15 protein-coding genes, 1 tRNA gene and 1 pseudogene are annotated in these 14,810 nt (G+C 61.1%); 6 read left to right on the plus strand and 11 right to left on the minus strand.

Annotation, left to right across the window (positions count from 1 at the left end; translation table 11 throughout):
- Positions 1-149: 149 nt before the first annotated feature.
- A complete protein-coding gene (locus NKI54_RS07740) occupies positions 150-362 on the minus strand; it encodes a hypothetical protein (protein WP_352571653.1) in 213 nt (70 codons plus the stop codon).
- Positions 363-522: 160 nt separating this feature from the next.
- Here NKI54_RS07740 and NKI54_RS07745 point away from each other — a divergent pair.
- Positions 523-597: transfer RNA gene (locus NKI54_RS07745), tRNA-Thr, on the plus strand.
- Positions 598-1,801: 1,204 nt separating this feature from the next.
- A complete protein-coding gene (locus NKI54_RS07750; RefSeq protein WP_352589226.1) occupies positions 1,802-2,353 on the plus strand; it encodes a globin domain-containing protein in 552 nt (183 codons plus the stop codon).
- A gap of 97 nt (positions 2,354-2,450) precedes the next feature.
- Here NKI54_RS07750 and NKI54_RS07755 read toward each other — a convergent pair whose 3' ends face one another.
- The 5 genes from NKI54_RS07755 to NKI54_RS07775 form a co-directional block, all read right to left on the minus strand.
- Positions 2,451-3,044 (minus strand): SOS response-associated peptidase, encoded by a 594-nt coding sequence (locus NKI54_RS07755; RefSeq protein ID WP_352589229.1) that lies wholly within the window; start codon positions 3,042-3,044, stop codon positions 2,451-2,453.
- A gap of 84 nt (positions 3,045-3,128) precedes the next feature.
- On the minus strand, positions 3,129-3,386 hold the full coding sequence (locus NKI54_RS07760; protein WP_352571650.1) for a hypothetical protein: 258 nt from the start codon (positions 3,384-3,386) through the stop codon (positions 3,129-3,131).
- 265 nt (positions 3,387-3,651) lie between these two features.
- Positions 3,652-4,083 carry a hypothetical protein gene (locus NKI54_RS07765; protein ID WP_352691073.1) on the minus strand — a complete coding sequence of 144 codons (432 nt, stop codon included), beginning with the start codon at positions 4,081-4,083 and terminating at the stop codon, positions 3,652-3,654.
- A 620-nt stretch (positions 4,084-4,703) separates the two neighbouring features.
- On the minus strand, positions 4,704-4,904 hold the full coding sequence (locus NKI54_RS07770) for a CsbD family protein (RefSeq protein ID WP_023719429.1): 201 nt from the start codon (positions 4,902-4,904) through the stop codon (positions 4,704-4,706).
- Between the two features lie 191 nt (positions 4,905-5,095).
- On the minus strand, positions 5,096-6,379 hold the full coding sequence (locus tag NKI54_RS07775) for an ROK family transcriptional regulator (RefSeq protein WP_352577521.1): 1,284 nt from the start codon (positions 6,377-6,379) through the stop codon (positions 5,096-5,098).
- Positions 6,380-6,575: 196 nt separating this feature from the next.
- On the opposite strand from NKI54_RS07775, the gene NKI54_RS07780 reads away from it, so the two are divergent.
- From NKI54_RS07780 to NKI54_RS07795, 4 genes are all read left to right on the plus strand, one after another.
- Positions 6,576-9,134, plus strand: a complete 2,559-nt coding sequence (locus NKI54_RS07780; protein WP_352691075.1) for an ATP-binding cassette domain-containing protein — start codon at positions 6,576-6,578, stop codon at positions 9,132-9,134.
- Positions 9,131-10,120: an ABC transporter permease gene (locus NKI54_RS07785; protein WP_023677419.1), complete on the plus strand. Its 990-nt coding sequence runs from the start codon at positions 9,131-9,133 to the stop codon at positions 10,118-10,120. The genes NKI54_RS07780 and NKI54_RS07785 overlap by 4 nt, the downstream gene beginning before the upstream one ends.
- 46 nt (positions 10,121-10,166) lie before the next feature.
- On the plus strand, positions 10,167-11,168 hold the full coding sequence (locus NKI54_RS07790) for a rhamnose ABC transporter substrate-binding protein (RefSeq protein ID WP_023677420.1): 1,002 nt from the start codon (positions 10,167-10,169) through the stop codon (positions 11,166-11,168).
- Between the two features lie 86 nt (positions 11,169-11,254).
- Positions 11,255-12,016 carry a glutamine amidotransferase gene (locus NKI54_RS07795; protein ID WP_023677421.1) on the plus strand — a complete coding sequence of 254 codons (762 nt, stop codon included), beginning with the start codon at positions 11,255-11,257 and terminating at the stop codon, positions 12,014-12,016.
- A gap of 70 nt (positions 12,017-12,086) precedes the next feature.
- On the opposite strand, the gene NKI54_RS07800 is transcribed toward NKI54_RS07795, so the two are convergent.
- From NKI54_RS07800 to NKI54_RS07820, 5 genes and pseudogenes are all read right to left on the minus strand, one after another.
- On the minus strand, positions 12,087-12,590 hold the full coding sequence (locus tag NKI54_RS07800) for a DUF2314 domain-containing protein (protein ID WP_352577524.1): 504 nt from the start codon (positions 12,588-12,590) through the stop codon (positions 12,087-12,089).
- A gap of 102 nt (positions 12,591-12,692) precedes the next feature.
- Positions 12,693-12,833 (minus strand): annotated as a pseudogene (locus tag NKI54_RS07805) (SDR family oxidoreductase); the annotation flags it as partial.
- An 80-nt stretch (positions 12,834-12,913) separates the two neighbouring features.
- Positions 12,914-13,795 carry a YihY/virulence factor BrkB family protein gene (locus tag NKI54_RS07810; RefSeq protein ID WP_352577525.1) on the minus strand — a complete coding sequence of 294 codons (882 nt, stop codon included), beginning with the start codon at positions 13,793-13,795 and terminating at the stop codon, positions 12,914-12,916.
- Between the two features lie 175 nt (positions 13,796-13,970).
- The gene (locus NKI54_RS07815; RefSeq protein WP_023677423.1) at positions 13,971-14,375 is read right to left on the minus strand and encodes a TadE/TadG family type IV pilus assembly protein; all 405 of its coding nucleotides are present in this window, start codon (positions 14,373-14,375) and stop codon (positions 13,971-13,973) included.
- Positions 14,365-14,784 (minus strand): TadE/TadG family type IV pilus assembly protein, encoded by a 420-nt coding sequence (locus tag NKI54_RS07820; protein WP_023677424.1) that lies wholly within the window; start codon positions 14,782-14,784, stop codon positions 14,365-14,367. Before NKI54_RS07820 ends, NKI54_RS07815 begins: the two co-directional genes overlap by 11 nt.
- Positions 14,785-14,810: the final 26 nt, after the last annotated feature.

A 14,810-nucleotide genomic window follows, 5' to 3' on the forward strand; every position in this document is an offset into this window, starting at 1 on the left:
TCCCCTCGGCGCCAAGGCCGGTTTAAATCGGTTGAGTCTGTTGCGGCCATCTAGACCATTGGCCGGCTTGGTTCAAGAAACAGGCTACTCCCCACTTTGGCCCACGCCGACTTGGCCAAAGTACCGGCGACCAACATAGCCGATTCGCGTTAATCTTTTTTCATCGCCGCCTGCAGCCCCTCCGGCCGCTCGTCGGCCTCGCCAGCGCGCCGCTTGTCGGCGTCGCCGGTCCTTCGTGAGCGCGATTGCGCCTTGCGCTTCTGCAGGTTGGCGCGCAACTGCTCGGCCAGCCGGTCCTTGCGGCCCGTTCCGGCCTTTTTCGGTGGGTCATCCTTTTTTGGTGAAAGCGTCTTGTCGTTCATCGTCCCGTCTCCGGCCGGCGACCCGCCAGCGTGCTATCAAGGGATAGCCAACATTGTGGCACGGCCATGTCCGGAACAATCGCCGGTGCGGCCTTTCAACCCGTCTTTGTCTTGGCCTTGCGCTTGCCGGTTCGATATGGCAGAAGCCCCGCCATCGGCGGCTGCGGTAGCTCAGTGGTAGAGCACTCCCTTGGTAAGGGAGAGGTCGAGAGTTCAATCCTCTCTCGCAGCACCAGATTGTTTTCGCTGGCGCATCTTCCAAGGCCTCTTTGACCTGCTCGATGATGATTGTGCGCGGTTGGCGAGGTTGCCGAAAAATATGGCGCCCCGCGATCTGCCGAGTGCCACGCGCACAAGCTCGTCGAAACAGTGGTCTTGCACGCGCACCTCCCGGCGCTCGCACGCGCCATGATGCGCGCGGGGAAAGCGTTCTAGTCTGCCCTGCTGCAGGCTGCTTAACAAAGCTTGCAGCCGGGAACAATCGCTCAATGACTCGCGTTTCTTGCGAAGACCCGCTTCTTTTGCACGGGCAGCGGGCCTCGAAGGCTCGCAAATGTCGCGCCGGCGTTTCAATCGCACTCGCCTCAGCCCTCACGATTTGGCTATTTGTGAACGCGTGTTTGATCAGGTTTGCGCAGATGAGCACATTGACCCTCTAAGCCTGGATGCCGAAGCCTTAGCGGTGATGATTGTCGCAATCTTCCGAAACGTGACTACCAATGAGCGCGAACTGCTGGAGGAAGTTAGGTCTCTTCGTCGCTCAAAAGGCGCAGAGAAGGCGCACTAGCTAGGCGGCGTTCCGAGGCGAATTGTTCTAGTCCCGCATTGGCACAATCGGATTGGCATCTGAATTGCCCATTGATGATCGCCAGAGTGTAGCCACCGAGCTTGCGAAGGGGATAGAAATGGGTTTGGCCGAAGACTTATCTGATGTCGCGCTCACATTCGAATGTCCGGATTGCTCACACCCGGCGGTAAGAAAGGGCTCCGCACTAAGAACAATCGCGCACTTCAGATGCGACGGGTGCAACGGCAAGGTGCGGATGACCTATCCGCAGAAGCTCGCGATCTTCGAAAAGCACAAGCTATTGGCCGCAAGCAGCCGGCAAAGCCGCGGGAAGCGATTGTACGCCCCCTACCGGGGCTGATTGCCGCCGACAACACGACACAGAAGGAAAGTGCCCAAGGTCAGGGGCACAGATGCGGCCGAAGTGGCTTCGCGTGCAGCGACGCCTGCTAAGCCTTCCTCATCCGCGCGGCCTTCGCCCCTTTTGACGCATGTTGACCATGACAATGCGCCCCAATCGGAATAATTCGGGCGAACGGCTCGTTAGTTCGTTAGACGGTGCTAAAATACGGCAAAGTGTCCGAATGTCATTTCATGAAGCCCGCCAGACAGGCTGCCGCTCGCTCTGGCCTAACCGCGAAGGGAACCAGGAATGAAAACGGCTGTTTCGACCTCTTTGACAAGACGAAGTGTTGTCGCCGCGCTGGCGCTGACCGCGGCATCGACGGCGGTATTGCCTGCCGACAACGCGCTCGCCCAGGCCAAGAAAACCACAGCTGAGAAAAGTCTGTATGAGCGGCTGGGCGGCGTGTTTGCCATCGCAGCGGTGATCGATCACTTCAGCGACGCCGTCGTGAAGAACCCGATCGTCGGCAAGAAATCCAAGAATCCGCAGCTGCGCAAATGGCACACCAAGAACCTGGAAAGGTTGCCCGGCCTCAAGTTCATGCGCACGCTGTGGGTCTGCGACGTTTCTGGCGGGCCCTTCAAGTTCGTCGCCACCAAGCCCGGCACGACGCCGCTCGGCCTCGAGGAGGCGCATCGCGACCTGCGGATTGCCCCCGCGGAATTCGATGAGGTCGCAGCCGAACTCGGGCGGACCTTGGATCATTTCAAGATTCCGAAGCCTGAGAAAACCGAAGTCCTGGAAGCTTTCGCCGCCCACAAGAACGAGGTCACCGCTGGCTACGTCAAGCCGGGCTGAAGCGTCTATATCGTATGGGCATTCGTTCTGAACATGGCGCGCGTCGCCGTGACTATGCGGCGCGGCCGCAGCTCAGCGCGCAATTATCCGATGGTTCCTACTCCAAACCTGCCCGAGCTGTTTCCACACTGAGCGACCCCTCCGGCAGCGGCCGCAGGAGTTCAGCCTCGGACCTCGTGAGATGGATCCAGGCCGCCCAGTCCGATGGCCGCAGCACAACCACTTGCCGATTGTGATATGGCGCGACGTCCGGCCCCGGATCGGTCGTCAGCATCGTGAACGTCGGCGGCTTGTTGCCGACACCCTCGCGCCACAGCCCGGCAATCGCCATGAACGAATGGCCATTCAGCGAGAACCTGTGCTTGGTCTTTGGATATTTCGTTCCCGTGAATTCGAAGAATGCCGACGCCGGAACGAGACAGCGCTTGCTGTTGCCGAACTGCCGGCCCTCCGAGCGAAAGTTGAATACAGGTCCGCCTTTTGGCCCGGCCGGGGGAAAGCCGAATGTCATCGACGCCAGTTCGATTGCGTCGCCGGCGGCGCGCATTACAGGCGCGGGGTCGTTGATGTGGATGTCATCCGCCTGCGGCAGATCCAGTTCGGTTTGATGGCTGGGGATTTTGAGCGCCAGCGATTCCATCATCCGGCAGTATTCGGCCCAGGCGATGTGCTGCTCGTAGTCATTGCACATGGAAAGGCTCCGTACGCTCGACCGAGATCAGTTCAACATAGCGTTTATCGGTGGGCGCCGATTGCTGGCGGGTTTGATATAAGCCTATTTGGGCCGGCGTGCGGCAGCGATGGCCTGCAACAGATTGATGCTGTTCACGTCGGGTTCGCTGGATGCGGCAACGGCAAGTGCGGCGGCTTCGGCTATTTTCGCGACGTCGTCGCTGCTGATCGTTCCACGCTTTTCCAGCAGATTTACGAGTTCGACAACGAGAAGAAAGGCGTTCACACCATATCGTTCGGCTTTGAGCTCGAACTCGCCTCGAGCCAATCTCTCCGCGTCTCCTTCAGCCCGTTTGTCCACGTTGGCGTCCTCTCCTATGGCTACAAGCTATTAACGCTTAGCACGAATGGTTTAATCCTTCGAACTGGCCACAACCTTCGCCAATTGCCGGGCATAGTGTCGCCGGTGGCAAGGGCATGGGTTCAGCCAAGGATGAGACCAACCAACAGAACGGTAAGAATAAAGGACAACACGACGGCAAGTAGCCCGCATGCTTCCAAAGTGTTGGTTTGCCAAGCTTTCGTCGGGCGCCTCCGGTTTGAATTCCTGTTTCGCGAAACAAACTTCATCGGGCACCAGATCGGACGCGGAGCCGGCTTGAATTTGGCAAAGCGCTCCTCTTCATCGGCCCGGAAGGCATCTCCGCGAAACTCCGGAGCACCGTATGCGCGGCGCCGGCCTGCCTTTCATCGACGCGGGCCATCACCAGTACGACACCTTCTGCGATCTTCGGCTTGCGCGGCTTCTGGGCGAAATTGGCGAAAGTTCCGAGAAGCACGCCGGCAAAGCCGCCCCAAGCCGCACCGACCAGGGCCATGCCGGTCATCCCCGCAGGATCAACGTCTTGAGCTCCAAAAGCGCTGAAGCCGGCCAACAGACCAGCCGTGGCGCCAAGTGCGGCACCAGCAACCGCACCCCGCCAGAGAGCGCTCATCTCATCGTCGTAATATCCAGCAACGCTGATCGGTTCATCATTGTCGTTGTAAGATCCGACCACGCTGATTTGCCGGCGACGAATCCCGGCAGCCTGAAGCCTCGCAACGGCACGTGCTGCCTGGGCATGGGAATTGAACAGCCTGCTGATCGTTTGCATTTACGCCCAGGCCCGCCGCCCGTTCGGAGCGTCGGGCCTCTCCTCCCTGGCTTGAACTCTTCCGCCCGGACGCATCTTCGTCGCGCCAAAGCTCACCACAACGTGAGCCAGCCGGCTACGTTCCCAGCCGGGGCTTCGGTCCAATCCTGGAGTATCTTGCTTGGGACCTAAGTCTGACCTGCTTGAATGCAACGGGCAGTGAGGCCACGCCGAGAGGGAGCCGTTGCTGAATCGAAGAGGTCGAGGAGAGGGCTAAGGCCTATCGCAGACCCAAAAAGCTCAAAATGGCTATTACGATCACGATCGCGCCGACCAGCCAGATAATGTTGTTCATGATTGCACTCCTTCGCCTCCGGGTGGGGTGCACGCCGAGGCGAAGCCCGCCACGCAAGTAGAACATCAGATATGGCTAAAGGTTCCTCGCTCGCCTCGCTGTCGAAAGAGCCCACCGCACCAGTCGGCACGGCGGGCGACGCAGAGTTTCACCCCGGTGGTGGGCAGCAAACGGCATTGCATCCAAAGGCTCAGCTGATGCTTCTGGACCAGTTATCAACCTGGCGCTCCGCCTCTTCCTTGGCGATGCCATATCGCTCCTGGATGCGTCCCAAAAGCTGGTCTCGGTTGCCCTCGATGCGATCAAGATCATCGTCGGTGAGGTCACCCCACTGCTCTTTCGCCTTGCCTTTGAACTGCGTCCATTTTCCCTTGATTTGATCCCAGTTCATATGTTCCTCCTTGCTTCCTAGGCCCGCACTAAAGCGGAGCGCGGACCGATCAGCATTGCATGTCGGTGACGAATGAAGATTAGCGGCCGCTAAAAGTTCCGGTGCCGGCGCAAAAAGCCCGCCGTGCCCGTGCCTGACTGTGAGCTGATGTTGATGATGTCCGGAGCTTGATGCTCTTTCGCGGCACTATCTTATGCCGTTGAAGTCGCCGAGCTTCTTGCTGGTTGGCCTTGGCTGGCAAGCCTCGAAAGGCTACCCGGCAGCATTGTTCTGTCCTTGCCGATCATCAGCACGCCGCTGTCGGGCGCCAACAGTGCCGAGAACGGCAGCATCGCCGCGCCGATCGGCGAAGCCTCGGGGCCGAATTGTCCCGACACGATTTCCGGCGCCACGATGCCGATGGCGCTGATCCTGTTGAACTGGGTCTGCACCTTTGCCAACAGCTCGAGATGAATCGGCCGCGGCAGGATGCTGTCGAGAACGATCGCCTCGATGTCGATGACGGAGGTGATGGCGATGATCGCCTCGACCAGCGCATTGGCGCAATCGTCGATCCATTCGGACAGCGGCTCGCGCGCCCCCGGCGGCAAGGGATCGAGTTCGCGCACACGGTTGATCTCGATGCCGCGCGATTTGAGATGATTGACCAGCACATAGATCGAAGCGCGATGCAGCAGGCTCTGGTAGCGCGCCGGCTTGGCCGCCACCGAATCGAGGCTTGAAGGCGAGACCGGCAAAGGACCGAGCGCGGCGCTGTTGCCGTGCGGCCCGGTATGGACCTTGCCGCCTTGCACCAGTCCGCCGCCGACAAAGGTGTCGATCGAGATATGCATGAAGTCGCGGAACCGCGCGCCGGTCCCCTGGATGAGTTCGGCGAGTGCGGCCGATGATGCGTCGTTTTCCACGAAGACCGGGGTCTTCGGCTTTGTGGCGAAGAACGTCGTCAGATCGATTGCTTCCCAGCGGCTGCCGAGATCGTCGGGAAAGCCGAGCTCTTCGCTCCAGCCGCCGAGGAAATATGGCGAGGCGATGCCGACGCCGACGATGCTGGCATCGCCAAGCCCCTCGACCAGCTTGTCGAAATTGGCCAGCGACATGTTGCCGGCCTTGAGCACCATGTCGGGATCCGGAAAGCGATATTCGTGCGACTCGCGCGAGCGGACCTCGCCGGCAAAGTCGACGAGCACGGCTTCCAGCGCGCGCCGGCCGATCTTGATGCCGACGCTGTAGATACGCTCAGGTGCAAGTCGGTAGAGAGTGGATGGCGATCCGCGTTGCCCGAACCTTTTCCCCACTTGCTTTACGAATCCGGACGATTCCAGCCCGTCGACAATGGTGGCGACCGCGGCCGGCGTCAGATTTGCGGCGCGCGCCAGATCGGACTTGGATGCCTCCTTCAGGCGGCGAATGGCATCAAGCACGAAGCGCTCGTTATAATGCCGAACCTTGACCGAATTGCTGCCTTTTCCGGACAAAACCGGCGCCTCCCCATTCATTCCCGCAGAGCCACTCCAGCCGCTTGCAGCTTTGAGGCTGCCGCGGGGTCGAGCACTCCAATCGCACCCGTGCGCGACGCGACAGTGCCCTTCGCGGCCATGGAAGTCAATTTTCCAGTTGCGGCATTCGGCCATTTAATATAGCAAATTGAAAAAACAGGACCAGGGAGGAAAGGTGCTGCACTTGGGCGCATTAGGCGAAGCCGACGCCATGGTGAAGAGCGACGCGGCTGTCCCCGTTGCCCTGGTTCAGGCGACAAAAGCCTTCGGCGGCACGATTGCCCTCAAGGACGCGTCCTTCGAATTGCGCTCAGGCGAGGTGCTGGCTCTGCTTGGCGAAAACGGCGCCGGCAAGAGCACCTGCGTAAAGCTGCTGGCCGGCGTGTATCTCCCGACCGGCGGCCATGTCGAAGTCGATGGCAAGCCTGTGGTCTTCCATTCGCCGCACGACGCCCAGGCTGCCGGCATCTCGGTCATGCACCAGCACCCCGGTCTTTTCCCTGATCTTTCGGTGGCGGAGAACATCTATCTCGGCCATATGCCGCGCGACCGCTTCGGCGGCATCGACAACGCCGCCATGCTTGCCGGCGCGCGCAGGGTGCTGGCGACAGCCGGCCTCGACGTGCCGGCCGAAACCCGGCTCGGAACGTTGCGCACCTCCGAACAGCAACTGGTCGAGATCGCCCGCGCCCTGTCGCTCGACGCGCGGGTGCTGATCATGGACGAGCCGACGGCCGCCCTGTCGCAGCGCGAGGTCGAGCGGCTGTTCACCGTCGTCGCCGACCTGCGGCTGCACGGCGTGGCGATGATGTTCGTCGGCCACCGCATGGACGAGATCTTCCGCATCGCCGACCGCATCGCCGTGCTGCGCGACGGGCGTCTCATTGGCGTCAAGCCGAGGGCCGAGCTTGGCCGCGCCGCCGCCATCGGCATGATGGTCGGCCGCGAGGTCACCGACCTCTATCCGCAACGAAGCCACGCGACCGGTGCACTGGTGCTGGAGGCGAGGGGGCTTTCGCACGCCGGTGGCTTTTCCAATATCGACCTCAAGCTCCATGCCGGCGAGGTGCTCGGGCTCGGCGGCCTGGTCGGCAGCGGGCGGACCGAGATCGCGCGCGTGCTGTTCGGAATCGACCAGCCCGATGCCGGCGAAATCCTGATCGACGGCGAAGCTGTGCGCTTCGCGTCGGCACGCGACGCCATGGGTGCGCGTATCGCCTATGTCTCTGAAGACCGCATGGGCCAGAGCCTGGTGATGGATTTTTCCATCCTCGACAACGCGGTGCTGCCAGTCCTCGACAAGGCAGCCCGCTCCGGCTTCTACGGCACGAACCGCGCGATCAATCTGGTTTCGGACTGGCTGAAGCGCATGAAGCTTCGCTTTTCCGGCTACGCGCAGCCGGTAAAGGAACTGTCCGGCGGCAACCAGCAGAAGGTGGTGTTGGCCAAATGGCTGCGCACCGAACCGCGCGTCCTCATCCTCGACGAGCCGACGCAAGGCATCGATGTCGGCACCAAGGCGGAAGTGCATGCGATGATCGCCGACCTTGCCGCGCAAGGCATGGCCATTATCTTGATCTCCTCCGAAATGCCCGAGCTCATCGGCATGTGCGACCGCGTCATCGTCCTGCGCGAAGGCCATCGGACGGCCGAATTCAGCAGGGGCGAAGCCACTCAGGAAAAGGTGCTGGAAGCAGCGACCAAGGCCGGCGAAAGCGCCGATGCGGCGGCACAGGCCGCCGGCGAGGAGAAGAGAAAAGGACCGCTCGACATACTGAAGCGGCGGGAGTTCGGTCTGCTCGCCGCGATGCTGGCGGTCGCCATCCCGGTCACCATCATCAACCCGCGCATGGTGAGCGCTGCAAACCTGACCGCCGTGTCGATGGATGCCGCCTTGCTCGTCGTTGCAGCACTCGCGCAGATGCTGGTGCTGATCACCCGCAACATCGACCTTTCGATCGCTGCGGTGATCGGCCTGTCGGCTTACATGGCGGCCAGCATGGTCCAGGCCTATCCAGGGCTCGACATCGGCATTGGCCTGATAACCGCATGCGCCGTCGGTGGCGTCGCCGGCCTGATCAACGGCCTCGTCGTCACCAGGGGAAAGATCCCGGCGATCGTCGTCACGCTGGCCTCGATGTCGATCTTCCGCGGCTTCAACTCGATCTGGGCAGCCGGTGACCAGATCAGCGCCGACGAAGTCACGCAAGCCTGGCTCGACATGACCGGCCTGAAGATCGCCGGCGTGCCGCTGATCGTCGTCATCGCGATCGTCATCCTGTGCCTGGGTTATGTGCTGCTCTATCGCACGGCCATCGGGCGCGAACTGTTCGCCGCCGGCTCCAATCCCGACGGCGCGCGTCTGATCGGCATCCCCGTCGACCGGCGCATTCTGCTGGCCTTTGGCATGGCCGGCCTGCTCGGCGGCCTGTGCGGTGCGCTGTGGGCATCGCGCTATGCGACCATCGATGCCCGCGTCGCGCTCGGCTTCGAACTCACCGTGATCGCGTCGGCGGTGGTCGGCGGCGTCGCCATCCGCGGTGGTTCGGGCACGCTGCTCGGTATCATCCTCGGCGCGCTCACGCTGCTCGTCATCAAGAACGGGCTGACGCTGGTGCGCGTCGACCCGCTGTGGCTGCAGGGCGTCTACGGCCTGGTTATCCTGGTGGCCATCGGCATCGACACCTTCATCGTGCGGCGTGCCGAGCAGGCAAGACAGGCGAGGGCGCGGTGAAAAAGTTCCTCCGTTCGATCGACTTCTGGGATCTGCTGCTGGCGACCTCTTGCGTGGCCATCTTCCTCTATGCCGCGATCTTCGTGCCGAATTTCGTTTCCGGCTTCAATCTCTCGCAACTGGCCGCCAGCGCCTCGGAAAAGGCATTGCTGATCCTGCCGATGACGCTGCTCATCATCACCCGCGAGATCGACCTGTCGATCGCCTCGGTGCTGGCGCTGACCTCCGTCGTCTTTGGCTTGCTGGTCCAGGCCGGTGTGCCGACGCTTGCCGCAATCCCGCTGACGCTCGTCATCGGCGGCCTGCTCGGCGCCTTCAACGGCTATCTGGTCTCGGGCCTTGGACTGCAGTCGTTGGTTGTGACGCTCGGCACCATGGCGCTCTACCGAGGCATTGGCTACATCCTGCTCGGCACCGGCTCGGTCAACATCCTGCCGCCCGCGCTCGTCGATTTCGGCATCAACAACCTGCCTGGCACCGAGATACCGTGGACCATCGTGCCCTTCCTGGTGCTGGCGCCGGTGTTTGCGGTCGTGCTGCAGAAGACGCCGACCGGCAAGCGCATCTACGCGCTCGGCGGCAGCCCCGAAGTGGCGCGCTATTCCGGCATAAACACGCGCCGGATGGTGCTGAACCTGTTCGTCGTCTCGGGCGTCGTCGCGGCGATAGCCGGCATCGTTTATACCGCGCGCCTTTCCAACGCCCGCGCCAACAATGCGCTCGGCATGGAGCTCGACGTCATCACCATCGTGCTGCTCGGCGGCGTCAGCGTCTTTGGCGGCAAGGGCCGCCTGACCGGCGTCATGCTGGCACTGGTCCTGATCGCCATCATCCGCAACGTGCTGGCGCTGAACCAGATCGGTGGCGACGCGCAGGGCATGATCATCGGCCTGCTTCTGATCGGCTCGCTGCTGGTCGGCAATTACTGGCGCTCCACACAGGAGATGCTCAGCAGATCCCGCGCAATGCGCGAGACAAAGGGGTGATCTCGGGCCCCTTCCTTCAAGCCCGAATTTTGACGGAGGAGTCACAATGAAAGCGTTTAGATTAGCCCTGCTCGCATCCGCGGTTCTGCTTGCGCCAAGCTCGCTGGCCTTCAGCCAGGAGTGCGCCAAGGAACCCGTAACGGTCGGTTTCCTGCCCAAGCTCGACACGGATCCCTACTTCAAAGTGGCCTTCGGAGGCGCACAAGAGGCAGCCAAGGAAATTGGCGGCACCGCTACGCAGGTCGCCCCATCGCAGGCGACCGCCGAGGCGCAGATCGAATTCATCAACAGCCTCGTGTCGCAGAAGGTCGGAGTCATCGCAATTGCCGGCAACGACGCCAATGCCGTCGCGCCTGCGCTGAAGCGCGCCGTTCAGCAGGGGGTCAGGGTGATTTCGTATGACTCCGATGTGGCCGCCGATGCGCGTGCGGTGTTCGTCAATCAGGTGAAGGGCGACAGCCTCGCCGAGATGATGCTCGAAAGTGCATTCGCCCTCAGCGGCGGTGAAGGCGAATTCGCGATCCTGTCGTCGACGCCGACGGCGACCAACCAGAATGCCTGGATCGACTTCATGAAGGCGAAGATGGCGGCCGAGCCGAAGTTCTCCAAAATGAAGCTGGTGCAGGTGGCCTATGGCGAAGAAAGCGAACAGATCAACCAGCAGCAGGCATTGGCGCTGGTGCAGGCGTTTCCCGATCTCAAGGTGATCATCGTCCCGGCAGGCATCGGCCTTCCGGCGGCCGCGCGTGCACTCGAGGAAGCGGGCATGATCGGCAAGGTCAAGCTGACCGGGCTCGCGCCGGCCACTCTGATCTCGAAATACATCAAGGACGAAGCGGCTCAGGATATCTGGTGGAACGTCACCGATCTTGGCTATCTTACTTATCAGACGGCCCAGGCGTTTGCGCAATGCAAGATCACCGGCAAGGAGGGTGAGAAGTTCACGGCAGGCAGGCTCGGCGAATACACGATTGGCGCCGGCGGCGAACTGATCCTTGGTCCGGCCAAGATCGTGACTCCCGAAAATCTGGCCGAGTTCAAATTCTGATCCTATAGAGCTTGAGTTCTAGGGGGCGCCGGTCCATCCGGCGCCCTTCCTAAAAACCTCTCGAATGAAAACAGTGCGGGGCGGCAATGAAGATATTGCTTGCAGGCGAAACCTTTGCAGCGACGACCTCGGTTGCCATCGGCAGCGACGTGCTTACAAGTGCGGCCTCGACAAATGGTGCGACGGCCTTCAATGCCGCGCTGGCCACTGAAGGCATCGCGGTCACGCAGATCGGCGGCGAGCGTTGCAGCGCGGCGTTTCCCTATGACCTCGATGGGCTCGCCCAATATCAGGCGGTGGTGATCTCCGACGTCGGCGCCCTGACATTGCTGGTGACGCCGGATGCCCGCGCCGGGCGTGTCGGCGTCAACCGCCTCGATGTGCTCAAGGCCTATGTCGAAGGTGGCGGCGGGCTGATGCTGGCCGGCGGTTACATGGGCTTTCAGGGCATGTTCGGGACGGCGCGTTTCCACGACACCCCGGTCGAGGACGTTCTGCCGGTCCGTTGCCTACCCTACTGCGACGGCATGGAGGTGCCGCAAGGCGTGCAGGCCTCCATCCTGCAGTCGTCACATCCGATTTTTTCCGGGGTGGAGGGGCCTTTGCCGCCGATTCTCGGCATGAACAAGCTGGAATTCAGGCGCGACGGTTCGTCCCGGCTTCTGGCGACCTGCCACCATCGCGGCACCGACTGGCCGCTCCTTGCCGTCGGTAGCCATGGCCGCGGCCGCACGATTGCCTGGGCAACCGATATCGGCCCGCATTGGCTCTCGCAGGATTTCCTCGGATGGCCGTTCTACGGAAGACTGATGGCGAACATGGTCGGTTGGCTCGCCGGCGATGGATGAGAAAGCTGGTTTGACCAGTGCGGCTGCCCAATCCTCCAACGAAAGACCAGGCTATCAAGCATGCGTTGAATCAGGACGGCAGTGGCTGATAAACCGAAACCCCGATGTATCGATCGTATGAGCCACGATCTTTCTCAGGAAGCTTGTCTCGGGTTACACGTAATGTGAATCCCCCCTGCAAGTGCCCCGCGTCGAGAACCATCCAATCGAAAATATCATCGCCTTCAAACGAAAGTCGCTGTCCGACTTGATGCCATTTCTGAAGCTCGGGTGGCACCTCGAAAAACGCACCTGAAAATAGCCGCTCCTCAGCATGATAATGCACAGCGGCAAGCCAAAGGAAAACAAAGTGGTCCTCCCGAAGACGTACGGACTCGTCGGGATCGCGAAACCGAAGCTTCGCGGAACAGAAGGCATCTGCATTTCCCTCGATATGTTCGACAAATGTCGGCACACTCGCAAGCGCGCGATCGTAAGCTGCTAGGAAGGCGGGGTCTGTCTGCGAGATAGCCGCGAAGAGTGGCTCATTCCGCGGTTCGTCGAATTCACCGTTCGATTGAGATTTTTCGCTCATAAAAGACCTCTTGGACTAACCTTGCGAAGTCCGCGCGCTTCTTCCTGGTGTGGGGAGACGGCGCTCGCGAAGCGGTGTCGCACTACCAGCCAAAGAGCCCTATCACGCTACCGACCAACCGCCATCCACCAATATATTCGCGCCAGTGATCAGTGACGCCGCCGGCGAGGCGAGGAACACCACGGTGCCCGCGACGTCGATCGGGTCGCCGATGCGGCCGAGCGGAATGTGGCCAGCACATGCAGGCGAGTGCGCAGGCGCGGCCGCGCGAGGCCCCGGTGACCAGTACTACCTTGCCGGCGAGATCGAATTTCGGCGTGATCTCATTTGTCATGCGATTCCACCTTGTTCTTCAAATCGGACCGGCTGCCGTGTCGGACCGAATAGGCTCGCGTGAATTCGGCGCCCAGCAGAAATATCTCGGCCGAATAATAGACCCATAACAGCACGACGAGCAGGGCGCCGGCCGCGCCGTATGACGATGAGATGGCGCTGGTTCCGATATACCAGCCAATCAGCGACTTGCCGATGGTGAACAGAAACCCGGTGACCACGGCGCCGATGCCGACATCGCGCCATTGCAGGCTGCGGTCCGGCAGCACCTTGTAGATTGCGGCAAACAGCAGCGTGATCAGGGCAAACGAGACGATCCCGTTGATGGCACTCAGGATGATGGTGCCGAACGGCAGGTAGGCGTTGATGACTTCTCCGAGCCCCGAAATTGCAGCGCTTACGACCAGCGACACCAGAAGCAGAAAACCGAGGGCGGCGACCAGGCCCAGGCTTGCAATGCGTGCCCGAACCATTCGTGAAATCGTTGCCCCGCTCGGTTTGACTTTCCAGATTTCGTTCAACCCCAGCTGCATCTCGCCGAACACGCCGGATGCGGCGACGAACAGCGTGACCAGCCCCAGAATGCTGGCGAGGGTTCCGGCTTCCTTCTGCGAGGCGTTTTCGATCGTAGCTCGCAGCAGCTCGGCACTTTGCGGCCCCATCAGGCCAGCGATCTGTGCCGAAAGGGCGAGTTGCGCCGCCTCGTGCCCGAAGGCCATGCCGGCAATAGCGACAACGATGAGCAGGATCGGCGCAAGCGAGGTCGTGGCATAAAACGCTATCGCCGCCCCATGGCTCAGCGCATTGTCGTCGATGAAGCCGATGACGCTCTGCTTGAGGAGTCTCCAGCCCTCTGCTGCCAAATTCCACATGTAGGCCTCGCATGCCTGTCAACAAACAAGTAGCGGCGGCGCAGCGCTGGGCGAGGGGTGGGCGGCTCGGCCGGAACAAAGCCGGCAACGGCGCGCTGTACAAGGCGATCGCCTATAAAGGCGGCGTGCAGCGAACATCCTGCGAAAGGTGCCGCTCGACTGGCCGGGGACGTGCTCACGATGCAATCAGGGGAACTGTGACAGTTGTCTGATAATTTATCGGATATCGGTTGAAATACGGGAACTCGATCACGAACGCATATTGGGCGGTCAGATGTGCCATGCGAAAGCCGCCGCTGGGGGCGTCGATTGCTATTGTTACATCGACGTCTTTCAATCCCAAATCCAGTAATTTTTCCGTGGCAATGGCTTGGATCTGGGCCTGCGTCAGCGAGTTCTTCATTTGCAGCGCACGTGACGACGTTTCCAGCGTGTACCGAACACTCGACATAGCATTCAGAGCCCAGCCGAATGCAAAGATGCCGATCAAAAGCATTATCAGAAAAGGCGCGATCAGCGCGAACTCTAATGCAGCTCCGCCTGATGCATCCCCCGTGAAAGCTCTCGACTTAGCGGACACGAATCACCTGTTGATGACTGAGTTCGCGCGAGAGGGAAAACGCACCAAAACTGAAGGGCGGTGACCAGGTGGCTGTCGCCTGTATTACGAGGAAGACCGAGGGGGCTTTCAAAGTGTCGCACAGGACCGATGGATCGGCCACGATGTTCCCGCACATGTATTTCCGGCTCACTGCCACCTGCGCGCCATCAGGATGGTTTTCCCAGCTCGAAAGAGCGACAGCTTGGATGGTCGTATCCTCGACTGCTCCTTGCATCACGAGGTTCGCCGCGGTTTTGACGCCTGCACGCATCGACAATGCGCTCGAGACAAAAGACCAGCCGTCGATGATGCCAAGAAGTACCAGGCAAAGGGCGGGCAGAACCAGCGCAAACTCTACCGCGGCAACACCCGAATCACTCCGGAACATCCGGACTTGTAGCCGATCCACGAAAA

It is taken from the genome of Mesorhizobium sp. M0663, from assembly GCF_040320585.1.
GTDB lineage: Bacteria > Pseudomonadota > Alphaproteobacteria > Rhizobiales > Rhizobiaceae > Mesorhizobium.

Bases quoted from the DNA above. Each gene is read 5' to 3' on its own strand.
- NKI54_RS07740 (WP_352571653.1), bottom strand. From the start codon at position 362: ATGAACGACAAGACGCTTTCACCAAAAAAGGATGACCCACCGAAAAAG.
- NKI54_RS07750 (WP_352589226.1), top strand. From the start codon at position 1,802: ATGAAAACGGCTGTTTCGACCTCTTTGACAAGACGAAGTGTTGTCGCC.
- NKI54_RS07755 (WP_352589229.1), bottom strand. From the start codon at position 3,044: ATGTGCAATGACTACGAGCAGCACATCGCCTGGGCCGAATACTGCCGG.
- NKI54_RS07770 (WP_023719429.1), bottom strand. From the start codon at position 4,904: ATGAACTGGGATCAAATCAAGGGAAAATGGACGCAGTTCAAAGGCAAG.
- NKI54_RS07790 (WP_023677420.1), top strand. From the start codon at position 10,167: ATGAAAGCGTTTAGATTAGCCCTGCTCGCATCCGCGGTTCTGCTTGCG.
- NKI54_RS07795 (WP_023677421.1), top strand. From the start codon at position 11,255: ATGAAGATATTGCTTGCAGGCGAAACCTTTGCAGCGACGACCTCGGTT.
- NKI54_RS07800 (WP_352577524.1), bottom strand. From the start codon at position 12,590: ATGAGCGAAAAATCTCAATCGAACGGTGAATTCGACGAACCGCGGAAT.
- NKI54_RS07810 (WP_352577525.1), bottom strand. From the start codon at position 13,795: ATGTGGAATTTGGCAGCAGAGGGCTGGAGACTCCTCAAGCAGAGCGTC.
- NKI54_RS07820 (WP_023677424.1), bottom strand. From the start codon at position 14,784: ATGTTCCGGAGTGATTCGGGTGTTGCCGCGGTAGAGTTTGCGCTGGTT.